Here is a 15,611-nt window from a genome sequence, read left to right on the forward strand (position 1 = left end):
GATCATGGACGCACAAACACTCACCTATCTTTTTGTTGGCCTTTCCTTCGCGCTTTATATTGGCATTGCCATCTGGTCGCGGGTTGGCAGCACCAAGGAATTTTACGTGGCAGGCACAGGCGTGCACCCGGTGCTGAACGGCATGGCCACAGCGGCGGACTGGATGAGCGCTGCTTCTTTCATATCCATGGCCGGGCTGATTGCCTTCCTCGGCTACGACGGCTCCGTTTACCTTATGGGATGGACAGGCGGCTATGTGCTGCTGGCACTTCTGCTCGCTCCTTACCTCAGGAAATACGGCAAGTTCACCGTGCCGGAATTTATTGGTGACCGCTATTATTCAGACGCTGCGCGGCTTGTGGCGGTGCTGTGCCTTATATTCATCAGCTTCACCTATGTGGCCGGGCAGATGCGCGGCGTCGGCATTGTCTTCTCTCGTTTTCTGGAGGTTGAGGTCAACCTTGGTGTGCTGATCGGCATGATCATCGTGTTTATGTATGCGGTGTTGGGCGGCATGAAGGGCATTACCTACACGCAGGTAGCCCAATATTGTGTGATGATCTTTGCCTACACGGTGCCGGCCATTTTCATCTCGCTCCTTATCACCGGCAACCCTGTGCCGCAGCTTGGCCTTGGCTCCGAGGTGGTGGATGGCTCCGGCCTTACGGTGCTGGAGAAGCTTGATGGGGCGCTCATGGAGCTTGGGTTCACCGCCTATACGAATGGCAGCAAATCTACCATTGATGTGTTTGCGATCACCGCCGCGCTGATGGTGGGCACGGCTGGCCTGCCGCATGTGATTGTGCGCTTCTTCACGGTGCCAAAGGCATCAGACGCGCGTGTCTCTGCCGGTTGGGCGCTGGTGTTTATCGCCATCCTTTACACCACGGCACCCGCGGTGGGCGCTTTTGCCCGTCTTAATTTCATTACGGAAGTGAATGAGACAGCGTATACCGAGACGCCCCAGTGGTTCAAAAACTGGGAAGACCTTGGCTTGATCGCGTGGCGTGACAAAAATGAGGACGGCGTGATCCAGTACCGCGCCGGTGCCCCATTTGAGGGCAAGCCCGAGTTTGAAGGCGACGCGCGTGGGGTGCATGGCGAGCGGACCATCATCAACGGTGCCACCACAGGCGGTAACGAGGTGTATGTTGACCGGGATATCATGGTGCTCGCGAACCCCGAGATTGCCAAACTGCCGGGCTGGGTGATCGCCCTTGTGGCTGCGGGCGGCTTGGCTGCGGCCCTCAGCACGGCGGCGGGGCTCCTTCTCGTGATATCAACAGCCGTGAGCCATGACCTGCTGAAGAAAACCTGGATGAAAGATATCTCCGACGCGCAGGAGCTTCGCGCCGCACGGCTTGCGGCGGGGGTTGCCATTGTTGTTGCCGGATACCTCGGCATCAACCCGCCCGCCTTTGTGGCGCAGGTGGTGGCCTTTGCCTTTGGGCTGGCGGCGGCAAGCCTGTTCCCTGCCATCCTTATGGGTATCTTCTCCAAACGCATGAGCAAGGAAGGGGCGATCGCGGGCATGCTGTCGGGCCTCTTGTTTACCGCAGGTTACATCGTCTACTTCAAGTTTGTTGCGCCCGAGATGAACGTGGATGGCAACTGGCTGTTTGGTATTTCGCCTGAAGGCATTGGCATGGTGGGTATGTTCGTGAACTTCGGTGTTGCAGCTCTGGTGTCGCGCTTCACATCGACGCCGCCGGAGGATGTGCAAAACCTTATAGAAGATATCCGCGTGCCATCTGGTGCAAGCAGCGCGCAAGATCACTAAAGTCAAAAGAAAAGGGCGGGGGGGAACCCCGCCTTTTTGCATGTCTTGCCTGAGGCATTTAAGCGGCGTTTCTGAATGCCACAATCACCGGCAGGCGTGCGGCCCGGAAGGCGGGGAAGAACCCGCCAATCAGGCCGATCCAGAGCGCCATAATCATGCCGTCCTTAAACAGCTCGGCCGTCAGTTCAAAACGGAACACCACCTGGGTGAAGTTGCCGCCCATGGTGCTGGTTGAAATACCGTCCATGAAGCTATAGGCCGCAATGGCGCCGATCACCCCACCAATGAGGCTAAGCACAACCGATTCTACCAGTGTACCAAAAAAGGCAGATACGTTACTGAAGCCGATAGCGCGCAGGGTTGCGATCTCGGACGCGCGGCTCGCCACAGAGGTATACATGGTGTTGAGTGCACCGGCGAGGGCACCAAGCCCCATCAGGATAGAAAGGCCCCAGCCAAACTTTACCATGCCGCTCAGGGCATCGCCCTGCTCAGCAAAAAACTCCGCCTCTGTCTGGATATCCAGAATGAGACGCGGATCGTTCTCCACTGTTGCAAGAAGGCCGTCAATATTCCCAGGCTCCGCCAGCTTGATGCGTACGGTCTGGAAACTGTTACCCCGCCTGAACTGGCTTTGAAGGGTGCGGGCGTCAGCCCATAGTTCACCCTCAAAAGCATTGCCGCCGGTGGAGAAAATACCCACCACGGTCCATTCCGTTTTACCGAAGCGGACAGTTGTTCCAAGCTCGAAGCCCGAGAACTCACGCTGGATACTGGCACCAGCGATAATTTCGTTTGTACCCGGCTCGAACATGCGACCTTCCACGATCTCCACGTTCTTCCGGAGTGCAAAGCCGGTTTCGGAAATGCCGCGCATTGGCAGGTTTGCTTCTGTCTGTGATGCCCGTTTGATGCCGTCCACCACCACGTAAAGCTCTGGCGAGTAGATCGGGTTGCCTTCCGCATCTTTGGCAATGCCCTCAGAGGCTACGATCAGGTTGACGGTATCACGGCCCAGCACGCTATTGAGCTCAGACTTTGAACCGCTTCTTGTCACGATAGCGGTCTCATCCGAACCTGCGCCTGTGAGCGTTTCCTTGAAGCCGTTTGACATCGCAAGGAATGAGAGCAGCACGGTGACCACAACCGCGATGGCAAGCGTTGCCGCAAAAGACATCCAGAAGCGCTGTGGCAGGCTGCGAAGGTTCATTGCAACAACAGCAATGATTTGGGAAAATAGTTTTGTCATGACATGTCCCTCCTAATGCTTGCTAAGCGCAGTAATGATGTTGAGGCGAAGCGCGTTGACCGCCGGGATAATGCCGGTGATGAACCCGAGGAACACCATGATGCCGACCGCCTGCAACAGGAGGTGGGGTTTGAGGATAATATCCGGGACCGGGAACTGCGGCAGGTTATTAAGGAAACCAAGAATGCCGGTTGCAACCCAGAGGCCAAGCGCCCCCCCGATAAAGACCAGAAGCATGGATTCCATCAGCACCATCTTGAAGATACGGCCAGACTGGAAACCAAGTGTTTTCATCACGCCGATCTCGCCTGTGCGTTCGCGGATGGAAAGCACCATGGAGAAACCCACAATCACAAGAATAATGAAAAAGGCCATAAAGACCACGGAGCCAATGATCAGGCTGATATTGCCCAATTGTTCGATGAAGCCTTTGTTGAAAACCTTCTCCGGCACAGTTTCGGTCTCGTAAGGGGAATTGGCGAACATCTCGTCAATTTCCTTGATGATACGTTCGTTTTGCTGGGGGTCTGCTGTAAGGATACCCATCCAGCCGATCATGTCGCCACCGAAAGACTGTGTTTCGTTGAAATATTCATAGTGCAGATAGACGCTGTTGGTATCTACCTGTGGGTCACGGCCCGTATACACCGCTTCAATATCGAATTCCCAAGCGGTTGAGCCGTCATGCTGGGAGAAGATGTTGGAATTCAGCGGGATACGGTCGCCCACCTTCCAGCCGTGCTGTTCCGCAACAGCGCGGCCAACCATCAGACCCTGACGGTTCCTCTGCCAGGCTTGTAACTGCTCTTCCTCGAGGACAAGGTCTTTGCCATAAACAGGTATGAGATTGTCTGGGTCTACTGCCATGGCGATGATCTGCTTTTGAGGGTCCTGATAGTAACCGCCAAACCAGTTCATGTGCACAACCGCTTCAACCCCTTCAACCGACTGAACCCGCCGCACATAGGAAATAGGCAAAGGCTGGGTGAAGTTGATTTTGTTGACCGAGACCAGCCGGTCATCGGCGGAAAGCTCAACGCCTGCGTTAAACGCCGTCTCGAACGCTGTCAGTGTGCCATAAATCATGAAAGCAATGAATATGGAGAACACGGTGAGGAAAAACCTGAGCGGTTTCCGCGTCAGGTTCTTAAAGACAAGATAAAAGTCGCTCATGCCGCCAGGTCCTTCTCGACGAATTCCCCTTTATCTAGGTGCAGCGTACGCTTGGCATATTTGGCTGCAGCCGGGTCGTGTGTCACCATCACGATGGTTTTGCCAAATTTGTCGTTGAGAAGTTGCAGCATCTCCAGAATTTCATCTGCGGTGTGGCGGTCAAGGTCGCCTGTTGGCTCGTCACACAGCATCAGCTTGGGGTCTGCTACAATGGCCCGCGCGATGGCAACACGTTGTTGCTGCCCGCCTGACATCTGGCTCGGCATATGGCCCGCGCGGTCGGCGAGGCCCACAAGCTCAAGCGCTGTGGCAACACTCTGTTTACGCTCTTTTTTGCTAAGGTTCGTGAGCAGCAGCGGCAGTTCAACATTGCGCGCGGCGGTCAGCATGGGCATCAGGTTATAAAACTGGAAAATAAAGCCGATATTATTGGCGCGCCAGTTGGCAAGCTGGCCTTCCGAGAGCGTATCAACCCGGGCGCCATCAAACCACACCTCGCCTGACGTTGGCTGGTCCACCCCGCCAAGCATGTTAAGAAGCGTGGTTTTGCCCGAGCCGGATGGCCCCATGATGGCGAGAAAGTCACCTTTCCTGATTTGCATATCAAGATCGTTGAATATCTGGATGGATTCTTTACCTCGCGTAAAGCCCTTACCAACCGATTTAAGGTCAAAAAGAATGTCGTCACTCATAGTCATGTCCCCCTGTCTATGGGTTGTGATGTGTTGTTATGCCTTCATGAACGCTACTTTGACGCCCATGTCCGGCAAGATACGGGTGTCCTCCGTATCGATGCTGATGCGCACCCGCACAGTGGCTTTGGCGCGGTCCGCTGTCGGGATGATAGCAATCACCGACGCCGGGATTTTCCAGTCTGGATAGGCATCCAGCTGGGCTTCAACCTTCTGGCCTTGAAACACACGGCCAATATAGGCTTCGTTTACGTCAACCTCGATCTCGAGCGAGGTCATGTCCACAATCGTGCAGATACCTGTACGGGTGAACCCGCCGCCCGCAGAGCTTGGTGATACAATCTCGCCCGGCTGTGCGTTTTTCACCGTTACAACACCGTCAAACGGTGCGCGGATGGTGTGGTCGGCCAGCCGTTCGCGTTGGCGCTGGGCACCAAGTTGCGCAACCTCAATATCGGCGCGAATACCGGTAATGGAGGCGCCGAGGCTATCCACTTCCGCTTGCGCACGGGAAACGCTGGCCTCTGACGAGAAGTCATTGGTTTTCAATTCTGACGCCCGCTTGAGCACACGTTTGGCTTCTGCGAGGTTAGCCATCGCGCCCTCTAGCCGGGCATCAAGTACATGGACCTGTGCTTCCGCGAGCCTTAGGTCAACACTCGGAATGGTATCATCCAATTTAGCCAGTACCTGGCCTTCTGTTACGGTCATGCCTTCTTCAACAGCAACGTCTGTGATCAGGCCCATAACCTCGGCTGACACGGTGGCCATGCGGCGCGCCGTAATATAGCCGGACGCGTTGAGGATACTGTCTGATGCCGGTACGGCCCGCGGCGCTGGTTTAGCATCCGCCACCGCGCTGCTGCTTGCGTTGTCGTTTGCGGTGCTGCTGGCTGTTGATGGGGCTGCGCTTGTGTCTTCCGTCACCTCATCAGCCGTTGTCATATAATAACCGCCGCCAAGGCCCATAAGAGCCACAACAACACCTGCTACCAGATATTTGGCGGGCGAGCCGCCCGACCTTGCAGGTGCCGCAGAGCGGTCAATTTTCAATTGGCTGAGAAGTTCGCTTTTGTCGTTCATATGTCCCCCTGTCGTGGTTGCTTACTTGGCCCTTGTTGGCCCTTATACAACCTATAGTCTACCGTTTCGAGCGGCAGATACTAACCTAGATGCCCTTATCCCCATATGGGAAATTGCTTTGTTCATACAATATTAACCATGGCATCACTCGAATATTTTTAATAAAGTACTTTGAAAAACAAAGTAAGTATTTTTCACCGTTTTGCAAGGGAGGCGCGACAATAATGTGAGATTCTTTTTGGGAACCCTGAACATGACCCCGCAGGTAGTTGCCCGTTGGCGGCTGGTCGGGCAGCATCCCGTTTGAAATAAGCGACAGCAAAAACAAGAGGATACTATGAGTAAGCATAATAAGGCGGTCGGTACTCACACCAAAGGCGCGATACTTAAGGGAAAATGCTTTTGTGAGGCAGTGGTTTATGAGGTGGAAGACGCTTTTGAATATGCCATGAACTGCCACTGCAGCGTATGCCGCCGCGCCACGGGCTCCGCTTACAAGGCAATGGCGGGCATAAAACTGGACGCGCTTTCCGTAACCGGCGGCGGTGATAATTTGATGATATATGGTGGGGCAGTGGACCATGATGTGCGGTGCCGCACCTGTGGTTCTTTCCTTTATTCTTTGGTACGGGACGGGCAGTATGTCCATGTAAGCATGGGCACGCTGATGGACGAACCTTCGCTCAAACCCACGCGCCACATCTATGTGGGTTCCAAAGCACCGTGGCATACCATCACCGATGATCTGCCGCAATTTGACGAGCTATAGTTCCGCGGACGGAGTGCGAGATGCCAGGGAGATATCATGAGCATTAAGCGTATGGATAATGTCGGTATCGTGGTTGAAGATTTGGACATTTCTGTCGCTTTCTTCATGGAACTGGGCCTTTCTCTGGAGGGGAGAACCTCAGTCGGAGGTGAATGGGCTGAAGGTGTCACGGGCCTAAGGGGTATGCGCTGTGAGATTGCCATGATGGTGACACCCGACGGCCACAGCAGACTTGAGCTTTCACGGTTCGAGACACCGGCTGTTGCGGCTGACCATCGCCGCGATCCCGTTAACGCTCTTGGCTATCTGCGTGTTATGTTCACGGTCGAGGACCTCGACGAAACGCTTGCCCGGCTATACCCGCTTGGCGCTGAACTTATCGGCAAGGTGGTTGAATACGCGAATATCTACCGTCTTTGCTATATTCGTGGGCCGGAAGGAATCCTCATCGGGCTGGCGCAGGAGATAGAGGCCAGCGACCTACAATGAGTGGAAAAAGCGCCATACGCCATCATTCAGGAGGCAACTTCTGGGGAGGTTGCCATCGGATGCTTTGCGGCATTGGTTCGAGGTCGGCAGTAGTCTCCAGCCTTATAGCTTATTGAACAACACACTCCTGACAATTTTTGTCGGGGTGGGCATGTAGGGTGCAGGCTCAAAGTTTAGGAGAGTTTGCAATGAAACATTATTTTAATCCTATGAGCAGGGCGGTGACAACGCACTGGATGCTTCTTGAGCTTGATGCCGCCCATGAACAGGTAGTTGTCGATTTCACAAATGGTGAAACAGCCACACCAGAGTTCCGCGCGGTTAACCCAATGGGGAAGGTCCCCACTTTGGTGGATGGTGATGTCGTGGTTACGGAGGTTGCAGCAATTTGCGCATATCTTGCGGATAAATTTCCTGAGAAAGGTCTTGCACCTGATATGGGCTCTGATGAGCGCGGTACATACTACCGATACATGTTCGTTCCGGGCACTACTCTGGAGCCAATGTTTACCCTCAAGTCATTGGGTATAGAAGACTATCCTGCACAGTCAGTGGGGTTTGGTGACTTGGGCCGGTGCCTTGCAACCATCGAGCAGATGACACCCGAAACTGATTGGGCATTGGGAGATAAATTTACGGCTGCCGATGTTGTATTCGGTGGGTTTTTGGATTTCGCTGTTCAGTTTGGATGGCTGGAGGCACCGAGCGCAAAAGTTGCGGCTTACGTGCGGCGTATCAAGGATCGCCCCGCCTATCGGCAAAGCCACGATCCATCCTGGCATTGATCGCATCAAAAGCGAGTGCCCGGTTCAAGATAACCGGGCACATCCTGTGCGCATTATGTGACCGTGTGACTGCCAACCATTGTGGTCATTTTTGGCCCAGAGATCACTTCAAATTCCTGCTCCAACACCGTTGAGACATAGAACCAGTTGGCGACGGCCTCTTCCCGGTTGAGGCTCAATTCAAGCCAGCCACGGTGGGTACTATCGAGATAAGCCAGTTCAGGGCTGGATTTTTTGAGCGCGTTTGTGACCACGTCCGGCTCCGCCGGGATATAGGTCTCAAGCCCCGGTGAGCTGACGCTAGGTGTGCCGAATTCCACAGCCACGGCGTCGCCGCGCTTGTCCCTGAGATTGAAGGCCCAGGCGTTATGGGTGTCTCCTGCGAGGAAGATAGCGTTTTTCGCGTTATCCTTTATGTCGTCAAACACCCGGTCGCGGCAGGTGGGATACCCATCCCAGAAATCCAGGTTAAAGGGCAGGCCCATCTGGGCGAGCATTTGCGCTGCTTTAAAGCGTTCCTTGCTGATGTAGGTGGGTTTGTTGAAATCAAGGTCGCTGTCCTGCAGCATAGGCATGGTTACCTTGCCCACCAGAAGCTGCTGGCCAAGCACCTGCCATGGGATATTCTGCGATTTCGAGCGTCTGAGCTCTGCTGCTAGCCAGTCTTCCTGAATTTTGCCAAGGATGGTGCGTGATTTTGCGCCCAGCACGTCGGATTTGAATTTCTCGCCATCTGGTAGGTAACTGAAACCTTGTGGCAGTGCCTTAGGGTCCAGCTTGTTGATCTCCGTCAGGTCTGTCATGGGCGCAGGCTTCTCGCCGCGCAGGTCAAAGGGTACCGGAATATGCTGGACGGCATTCTCGGGCACGCCTTCCATGGCTTCCGCACTCAGGATCGCCTTGGGGTTAGCCTCATCGCGCATGTCAAACGGTAGCGTGCGGTAAGGCAGGTCTGTCTCATAAGAAAGCTGTTTGTCCCGGCCTTCGATGCGGGTATCGAGCATGATAAGAGATGCGATCCCACCATAGTTGAAACTGCGGTAAATGGGGCCTGCGCCGCCCTTCACTCGGTCGCGGATCGGGAGCCATTCGTGATAGGCGCGGATAGCCGCGGCCTTCCTGACAGCATACTCACCTTCACCCTCGTTATGGTTTTCAGCCCCGTCTTTCCAGCTGTTGTTGGCAATCTCATGGTCGTCCCACACACAGATAAACGGATGGGCTGCATGCACGGCCTGAAGGTCGGGGTCTGATCGGTAGAGGCCATAGCGCTCCCGGTAGTCCTCAAGTGCGATGAGCTCATGCTTGGGTTTTACCGCGCGGCCTTTGGCAACGGCTGCAGCGTTTGAATAAACGCCCTCTGGATACTCATAGATATAGTCGCCCAGATGCAAAACCGCGTCGACATCACGTTCCGCCAGCGCCTTATAAACGTTGAAATACCCCTGTGGGTAGTTGGAGCAGGACACTACACCGAACTTGACGCTTGCAACACCTTCGCGCGGCAGGGTGCGGGTGCGTCCCACCGGGCTTGTAGTGCCGTCTTCAGCCTTGAAGCGGTAGAAATAATTTTTCCCGGGCTCAAGTCCGCCAGCGTCCACCTTCGCGATATGGTCCCGCGCAACAAGCGCAGAGGTTTCACCGCTCGAGACGATATCAGTGAACTCATCGTCGGTTGCAATCTGCCATTCAAGCGGTAGGTTTTTCGGGGTGCCATCGCCGGGCAGCGCGCGTGTCCATATAATCACGCTGGTTGCCAAAGGGTCACCGCTTGCGACACCATGGGTGTAATGCACGCTGGCTTCCGCGCGCGCTGCATGCCCGCGAAGGGACAAGGCGCCCAAGCTGGCGCCTATGGTGCCGATAAACGCACGGCGGGTGGTGGAAGGCTGGCGGTCAAACATTATATTCCCCCTGAGCATGGACGGATGCAGATGGGCAGCATCCCGAACGCTTGGTCTTATACTGATAAATTCATCAATAAGATGCGAAATCCTGCCACCTGCGGCCCGTTTTGGCAAGTGTTCCACATGGTGATGCCTTTCCCCTTAGCTGGCTTATTTGACATATTGGTGAAATGGGCGCGCACTGATAAGTGGTGTTTTATTAACTATAAGTATTGTTGGCTTAGAAAGCCTACTGTCAGCCCGGTCCATTATTCTCACTATGCACTTCCATGGCCGCTTCGACTGATGAAAAAGTCCATATATTTTAACGGTTTGCATTATCTAATGATTTTGCTTAAAATTGATAGAAGGAGCAGATTATTGGGCATCATTTTACGATTTGATAACCTTATCTGTGCCAAATAGCACATGGGGCGTGGCGCTTGGTCAATATATCTGGGAGCCACAGGGTAGCTATTGTGAGTGGATATGACCAAGGTACCAGACAGATTCCTGGGATACGCATTTTGTGTTGGAGACGTACTTCTCGAGCTTGATATGGATTTCCGTATCCTGAATGCGGATGGTGCTATCAAAAATACACTCGGCACTGTTGGTGGCGGCCTTAATTTTCTGGATTTTCTGACAAAAAGTGGCCGGGGTGTTATCGAAAGCTCGGTCAAAATGTTGACGGGGGCCAACCGGCTTGGACCGTTTGTTATTTCCATTGGGAAAGAAGGCGCGGCTAAAACAGAATTTGCTGTTTTCCTCGCCAAACTGCCGACCGCTGAAGACCGGGTCTATATGGTGCTTTCAAAGCCCTATAGGTTGGGTAAAAGCGACAGCAAGAACACTCCAGCGCAAAAAACGGAAGATAAAAAACGTGAGTTCTTCAACCGCTTGGAGGGCCTGTTTGAAGGCAATCCGGACGCGGCAGAAAACATGCTGGTGACGGTTCTGGAAGCTTCGGCTGGTCAGAATCTCGACGACGAAAAGCTTCTGGATATCGAGCGTTATTTGCAATCCTTCTCGGTTGGTGGCGCCCATGCCACACAAATCGCAGATGATAAGTTTGCTGTGGTGCACGACAAAACCAGCCCCAAGAAAGAAGCTGCTGATATTGCAGCAGAGCTTGCGCGCGCGACAGGCGTGACGCTGAAGGGGGCAACCATCGATGCTTCTGAAGCACGGCTAAGCGAAACCGACAATATGCGGGCGCTGATTTTCAGCTTGCAAAGCTTTGCCTCAGGCAATGAAGGTTTTGCGGTCGACCAAATTCAGAAGAATTGCAGCACATTGATTGGTGAAACTACGGAGCGTGTGCGAGCCTTCCGCGAGGTGCTGGACGAGGGACGTTTTTCACTTGTATTCCAGCCGATTGTTGACCTCAAGAAAGCCACAACCCATCATTTTGAGGCGCTGACCCGTTTCGAGCTGCCACCTGTTATCAAAACTCAGTGGGAAATGATCCGTTTCGCAGAAGATATTGGGCTGATTGATGAATTTGACTATGCTGTAATTAACCTGGCGATCGCCAAAATCCGGGGCATGCTCAAAAAGGGCGGCTCCCCTGGCATCGCGGTGAACCTCTCAGGGCGTTCTCTGTCTAATCAGGGATTCATTTTTGAGCTGATGTCCTTGCTGCGCGGCAACAAGGACCTGAAGCAATATTTATCACTAGAGATTACAGAGTCAGCCAAGATCCATGACCTTGACCTGCTGAGCGAAATTCTGGACGAAGTGCGCGCGATCGGTTTCAAGGTCTATCTGGATGATTTTGGCGCGGGCGCTGCGGGCTTCCAGTACCTAAAGAAGCTCAAGGTGGATGCACTGAAAATTGACGGCGCCTACATTAAAGACGCACTGACCAGCAAGGAAGACAGGGCATTTCTGCGTTCTATGGTAACTTTGTGCAAAGACCTCGATATTGTCACTGTTGGGGAATGGGTGGAAACGCAGGAACATGCAAACCTGCTGCGGGAAATGGGCGTTGACTATGGGCAGGGTTATTTTTTCGGGAAACCCAGCCCCAACTTTCTTGTCGCGCCAACAGCCGCCGCCAGCTAGGGGTGGCGTACCTTCTCAGCGAGCGCGAGCTTTGCTCCAGAACTCAGCTTCAGCATCCAGGATGGCAACAGCAGAGTCTGTGATGATGGCCGTGACGCTGCGTGCGTCTTTAGGGCAATCGCGCAGGCACCAGCGCTTGAGCGTCAGCACGCTGACATCATAGGCAATTTCCTGCCGCATGATGCGTTCATCATCATCAAGGTGGGCCATCAGGCGATCATAATGCCTGTAGGCTCGTTCCAGTCCGATGATTTCAAAATCCTTGATGGCGCGCCTTAAGTCCCAGTCCGGCTGGGTGATGGCCTGCCCAAGGAAGATAAGATAGTTCCGGCCACGCACATCGGTTTCCGCGCGCTCTGCAAGCGGCAGGATCAATACTTCAACAACCTCACGCAGGGTGGGGTCTTGCACCCAGTCGTCCATGAGCTCCAGACGGCGGTCATCAATTTCGTGCGTGCGTTCACTGATGGTGGCGCGTACAAGTCCGGCCTTAGACCCAAAGTGATACTGCAGCGCAGATTGGTTGCGCTGGCCAGCTTCTTGTAGTATCTCGCGCGTTGAAACATGCGCGAGGCCTTTTTGTGCAATGAGCCGTTCGGCTGCATCAATAAGTGCAGCACGTGTGGCATCAGCCCGTTTGGCTTTGCCGTCGCCCGGGCCACCGGTTGTTTTTTTGGCCACCCGTCTCTCCTAGATTTTTGTCCCAGATCTTTTCAACCCTGCAAAAATCACTAATGATTTCCATTAATGATTGCAAGCTCTATGTTTCACGCGCCTTTTGGTATGTTTCACGCTTTAGCGCACTACAAGCGGGATGGCTTTGGTGTCCAGATCAAATGAGCCAAAGAAGCTGAGCACATCAAGCTTGCTGCCTTCAAGCGATACATCGCCCGCGAGCAGTGCTTTGGCAAAGCTGGTCTCCCCCCGGATCATGGCGTCATAAGTGGTGCGATCAAGCGTGAGCGTGGCATTAGCCCCTTCAACCGGGCCATCATGTATCGCGAGAATCTGGTTGCGTAGCTCAAGCGAGAAAGTTTCTTCCCGGTCAGGGAAGGTGAAGGTTACAATCAGGTGCTTGTCGCCAGCGTCTTCTGGCACAAGTTTGTAACGTAATAGTTCCAACAGCCGTTTGCTCGGGATAGCACTTGCGTTAAAGCGTGTGCGCAGGCGGTTTTGGATCGCAACGCTATCCACGTCGCCCTCAAGTTCCATTGCTCCGGTGAGGTAAAAGCCGCGCCAGTTGGTATTGAGTGTGCCGTAGCCGATTTGCCTGAGTGCGTGGGCTTTAAGGCGCCTGGCCTCTTGGTCATCATGGTCTACGCGGATCAAGTGGGTCAAAAGCTCTGACGCCCATTGTGGGTCACCGCTCGCCATGGCTTTTTCGGCCTCGGCAAACACGCGGCCACGTCCTCCCATCAGGGCGATCATACGTGTTGCGCGCTCCACACGCGGTGTGGGGTTCAGCGTAGCTGGGTCACCGTCCCACCAACTGATATAACCGGTGAAATAGTTCCGTACGCTATGCTTGACCGTGCCGTATACTTCCCGTGTCCAGGGGGTGATGGTCAGGTGTTCCGGCAGGGCAGGCAACGCCTCGGCCAGTTCTTCCTGTGTGTAACCCTGGTTGATCAGCCTTACGGCCTGGTCGTGCGTCCACTGAATAGCATCGCGGTAAATGCGGAAGATGCGCTCTACCTCAGCTTCACCTTCCACTATCGGCCCATGGCTGGGCACCATTGCGCGAGGCGAGTAGGCGCGCATGGCGTCAATGGCATCAATCCATTTGTTGGCATCGCGCGGTTTGGTGCCCCTCAGGCTGTGGAGGTTGGGGAAGGTTGGCCCCTGTATTTCATCGCCCGAGAGCATCACGTCATAATCAGGCAGGTAGACGGCAATATGAGACGCGGCTTCACCACTGGTTTGAAACAGTTCCATGCGCACGCCGTCTATGGTCATCTCACGTTTGCCCGCGACAAACGTATTGGGTTCCACATAGCCCATAGTGCCGGGTTTGATGCGCCCGCCAAGGCCAACGTGATAGTCCTTGCCGTCGCCTTCATCACCCAACAGTGTGCCATACATATAAAGGGCGCGCATGCCCATGATCTGGATGGTGACGGCGTTTTCGTCCTGCATCTCGCGTACAAAGTTGCTTGCTGCGATGACAGGTACTTTGCCCGCCGCGGCATCTTCGGGGGAGACAAAGGCGCTTGCGCCACCAACATGGTCATTGTGGTGGTGGGTATAGATAACCGCCTTGACCGGTTTATCCGTTCGCTCGCGGATCATGGCCAGGGTTTTCTGGCCGTCTTCCAGTTTCAGTGTGGTGTCCACAATGATAAGGCCGTTATCACCTTCAATAACCACCGTGTTGGGGATGCCGCCACCAATGTTGGTATAAAGCCATACAGGCGCGTCTGAGACCTTCTGCACACCTTCCTGGAACATCTTGCCAAACTCAATGAGGTAATCCGGCGCGCTGAACTCGTCCGTGTATGTTTTCTTCTCCGCACTTTCATCACATGCTGAAAGCAGGAGCCCGGCGCCCAGAAGCGCACATAAGTATTTCTTCATTTCCCCATCCTTCCCCAAGGCGCATAGTGTAGTCAGCAGTTGCTGACCGAGATTGACTATGTAATGAACATCATTAATATGGCGGCGCGCTGCCTTGTCAAGCGGAGCTGGTTTGACAAAGCTTAAAAGGGGGAAGGTAATGTCAATTCAAGCGTGGCTTGTACGCCGCAAGATCAAGGCGGCTTTTCGGCCAAATATGCCGGCGGGCACGCCAGATGCCGTGCGGCTTGAGAATTTCGATAAGTCACTCAAGGTGATGGAGGCCCGATTACCGGGCCCACCAAAAGGCAAATGCAAGATTGAAAAGGTTAGCACGGCCGATGGTGTGAAAGGCGAGTGGATTACGGCCAAAGGCGCGCGTGAAGACCGCATTCTATTTTATTCACACGGTGGTGGTTATGTTTGGGGTGGTCCAAAGCCGTACCGGGAATTTGGCTGGCGCCTCTCAAAAGCTTTGAACGCCCGCGTTTTTCTGCTGGATTACCGCTTGGCACCAAAACACAAATGCCCGGTCCCCATCGAAGATGCGCTCAGGGCGTATGACTGGATTACCGAGAACCATCCGGGCATGCCGATTGTGATGTCCGGCGACAGCGCAGGGGGCGGGCTGACTCTTGCTGTGGCGCATGCGATCCGTGACAGTGGTCGGGTGCGGCCCAAAGCACTGGCGCTGATATCACCATGGCTTGACCTCACTGGTGCGGGCGGCAGCATTCGCACAAACGCAGACAAAGACGTCATGCTGGACCCTGACGGCATTCATTATGCCGCCGATGCATACCGTGGGGATATTCCGGCGGATGACCCGCGGTGTTCCCCGCTTTTTGGCGTACAGGCTGGTTTGCCGCCCGTGCTGGTGCATGTGGGATCGGACGAAATCCTCCTTGATGACAGCATCCGCTTTGAAACGAGCGCGCGGGAAGAGGGTGTGGCAGTTACGTTGGATGTGTGGCGAAAAATGCATCATGTGTGGCATTTCTCCGCCATCATTATCCCTGAAGGCCGCAAGGCGATTGCGGGTATAGGCGCATTTTTAAATCAGCACTTTGGTAATTGATAGGGGC

Annotated in this window: 13 protein-coding genes; 6 read left to right on the top strand and 7 right to left on the bottom strand. The window is 54.3% G+C overall.

What is annotated here, in order from left to right; all coding sequences use genetic code 11:
* Positions 1 to 4 precede the first annotated feature (4 nt).
* Positions 5 to 1,780, top strand: a complete 1,776-nt coding sequence (locus tag ACOOGA_RS15035; protein ID WP_417461502.1) for a sodium:solute symporter family protein — start codon at positions 5 to 7, stop codon at positions 1,778 to 1,780.
* Between the two features lie 58 nt (positions 1,781 to 1,838).
* Here the strand turns inward: ACOOGA_RS15035 and ACOOGA_RS15040 are convergent, their stop codons facing one another.
* Genes ACOOGA_RS15040 through ACOOGA_RS15055 form a run of 4 tightly spaced genes read right to left on the bottom strand, consistent with a single transcriptional unit; the run spans position 1,839 to position 5,977 of the window.
* Positions 1,839 to 3,029 (bottom strand): ABC transporter permease, encoded by a 1,191-nt coding sequence (locus ACOOGA_RS15040; RefSeq protein WP_417461501.1) that lies wholly within the window; start codon positions 3,027 to 3,029, stop codon positions 1,839 to 1,841.
* A gap of 12 nt (positions 3,030 to 3,041) precedes the next feature.
* A complete protein-coding gene (locus ACOOGA_RS15045) occupies positions 3,042 to 4,202 on the bottom strand; it encodes an ABC transporter permease (protein WP_417461500.1) in 1,161 nt (386 codons plus the stop codon).
* Positions 4,199 to 4,894: an ABC transporter ATP-binding protein gene (locus ACOOGA_RS15050; RefSeq protein WP_417461499.1), complete on the bottom strand. Its 696-nt coding sequence runs from the start codon at positions 4,892 to 4,894 to the stop codon at positions 4,199 to 4,201. The genes ACOOGA_RS15045 and ACOOGA_RS15050 overlap by 4 nt, the downstream gene beginning before the upstream one ends.
* Positions 4,895 to 4,930: 36 nt before the next feature.
* Positions 4,931 to 5,977 carry an efflux RND transporter periplasmic adaptor subunit gene (locus tag ACOOGA_RS15055; protein ID WP_417461498.1) on the bottom strand — a complete coding sequence of 349 codons (1,047 nt, stop codon included), beginning with the start codon at positions 5,975 to 5,977 and terminating at the stop codon, positions 4,931 to 4,933.
* Positions 5,978 to 6,314: 337 nt separating this feature from the next.
* On the opposite strand from ACOOGA_RS15055, the gene ACOOGA_RS15060 reads away from it, so the two are divergent.
* The 3 genes from ACOOGA_RS15060 to ACOOGA_RS15070 all read left to right on the top strand — a co-directional run bounded on the left by ACOOGA_RS15060 (position 6,315) and on the right by ACOOGA_RS15070 (position 8,020).
* Positions 6,315 to 6,746, top strand: coding sequence for a GFA family protein (locus ACOOGA_RS15060; RefSeq protein WP_417461497.1), 432 nt, complete (start codon positions 6,315 to 6,317; stop codon positions 6,744 to 6,746).
* A gap of 36 nt (positions 6,747 to 6,782) precedes the next feature.
* On the top strand, positions 6,783 to 7,235 hold the full coding sequence (locus ACOOGA_RS15065) for a VOC family protein (RefSeq protein WP_417461496.1): 453 nt from the start codon (positions 6,783 to 6,785) through the stop codon (positions 7,233 to 7,235).
* 188 nt (positions 7,236 to 7,423) lie between these two features.
* Positions 7,424 to 8,020 (top strand): glutathione S-transferase family protein, encoded by a 597-nt coding sequence (locus ACOOGA_RS15070; RefSeq protein ID WP_417461495.1) that lies wholly within the window; start codon positions 7,424 to 7,426, stop codon positions 8,018 to 8,020.
* A gap of 53 nt (positions 8,021 to 8,073) precedes the next feature.
* Here the strand turns inward: ACOOGA_RS15070 and ACOOGA_RS15075 are convergent, their stop codons facing one another.
* Positions 8,074 to 9,924, bottom strand: a complete 1,851-nt coding sequence (locus ACOOGA_RS15075; RefSeq protein ID WP_417461494.1) for an alkaline phosphatase D family protein — start codon at positions 9,922 to 9,924, stop codon at positions 8,074 to 8,076.
* A 471-nt stretch (positions 9,925 to 10,395) separates the two neighbouring features.
* Here ACOOGA_RS15075 and ACOOGA_RS15080 point away from each other — a divergent pair, with 471 nt between their 5' ends.
* Positions 10,396 to 11,973, top strand: a complete 1,578-nt coding sequence (locus ACOOGA_RS15080; protein ID WP_417461493.1) for an EAL domain-containing protein — start codon at positions 10,396 to 10,398, stop codon at positions 11,971 to 11,973.
* 15 nt (positions 11,974 to 11,988) lie between these two features.
* On the opposite strand, the gene ACOOGA_RS15085 is transcribed toward ACOOGA_RS15080, so the two are convergent.
* Both ACOOGA_RS15085 and ACOOGA_RS15090 read right to left on the bottom strand, forming a co-directional pair.
* A complete protein-coding gene (locus ACOOGA_RS15085) occupies positions 11,989 to 12,654 on the bottom strand; it encodes a TetR/AcrR family transcriptional regulator (protein WP_417461492.1) in 666 nt (221 codons plus the stop codon).
* A gap of 114 nt (positions 12,655 to 12,768) precedes the next feature.
* Positions 12,769 to 14,547, bottom strand: coding sequence for an alkyl sulfatase dimerization domain-containing protein (locus ACOOGA_RS15090; protein WP_417461491.1), 1,779 nt, complete (start codon positions 14,545 to 14,547; stop codon positions 12,769 to 12,771).
* 139 nt (positions 14,548 to 14,686) lie between these two features.
* Here ACOOGA_RS15090 and ACOOGA_RS15095 point away from each other — a divergent pair, with 139 nt between their 5' ends.
* Positions 14,687 to 15,604, top strand: a complete 918-nt coding sequence (locus tag ACOOGA_RS15095; RefSeq protein ID WP_417461490.1) for an alpha/beta hydrolase — start codon at positions 14,687 to 14,689, stop codon at positions 15,602 to 15,604.
* The last annotated feature ends 7 nt before the right edge of the window (positions 15,605 to 15,611 follow it).

It is taken from the genome of Kordiimonas sp. (genome assembly GCF_965216265.1).
Classification (GTDB): domain Bacteria; phylum Pseudomonadota; class Alphaproteobacteria; order Sphingomonadales; family Kordiimonadaceae; genus Kordiimonas.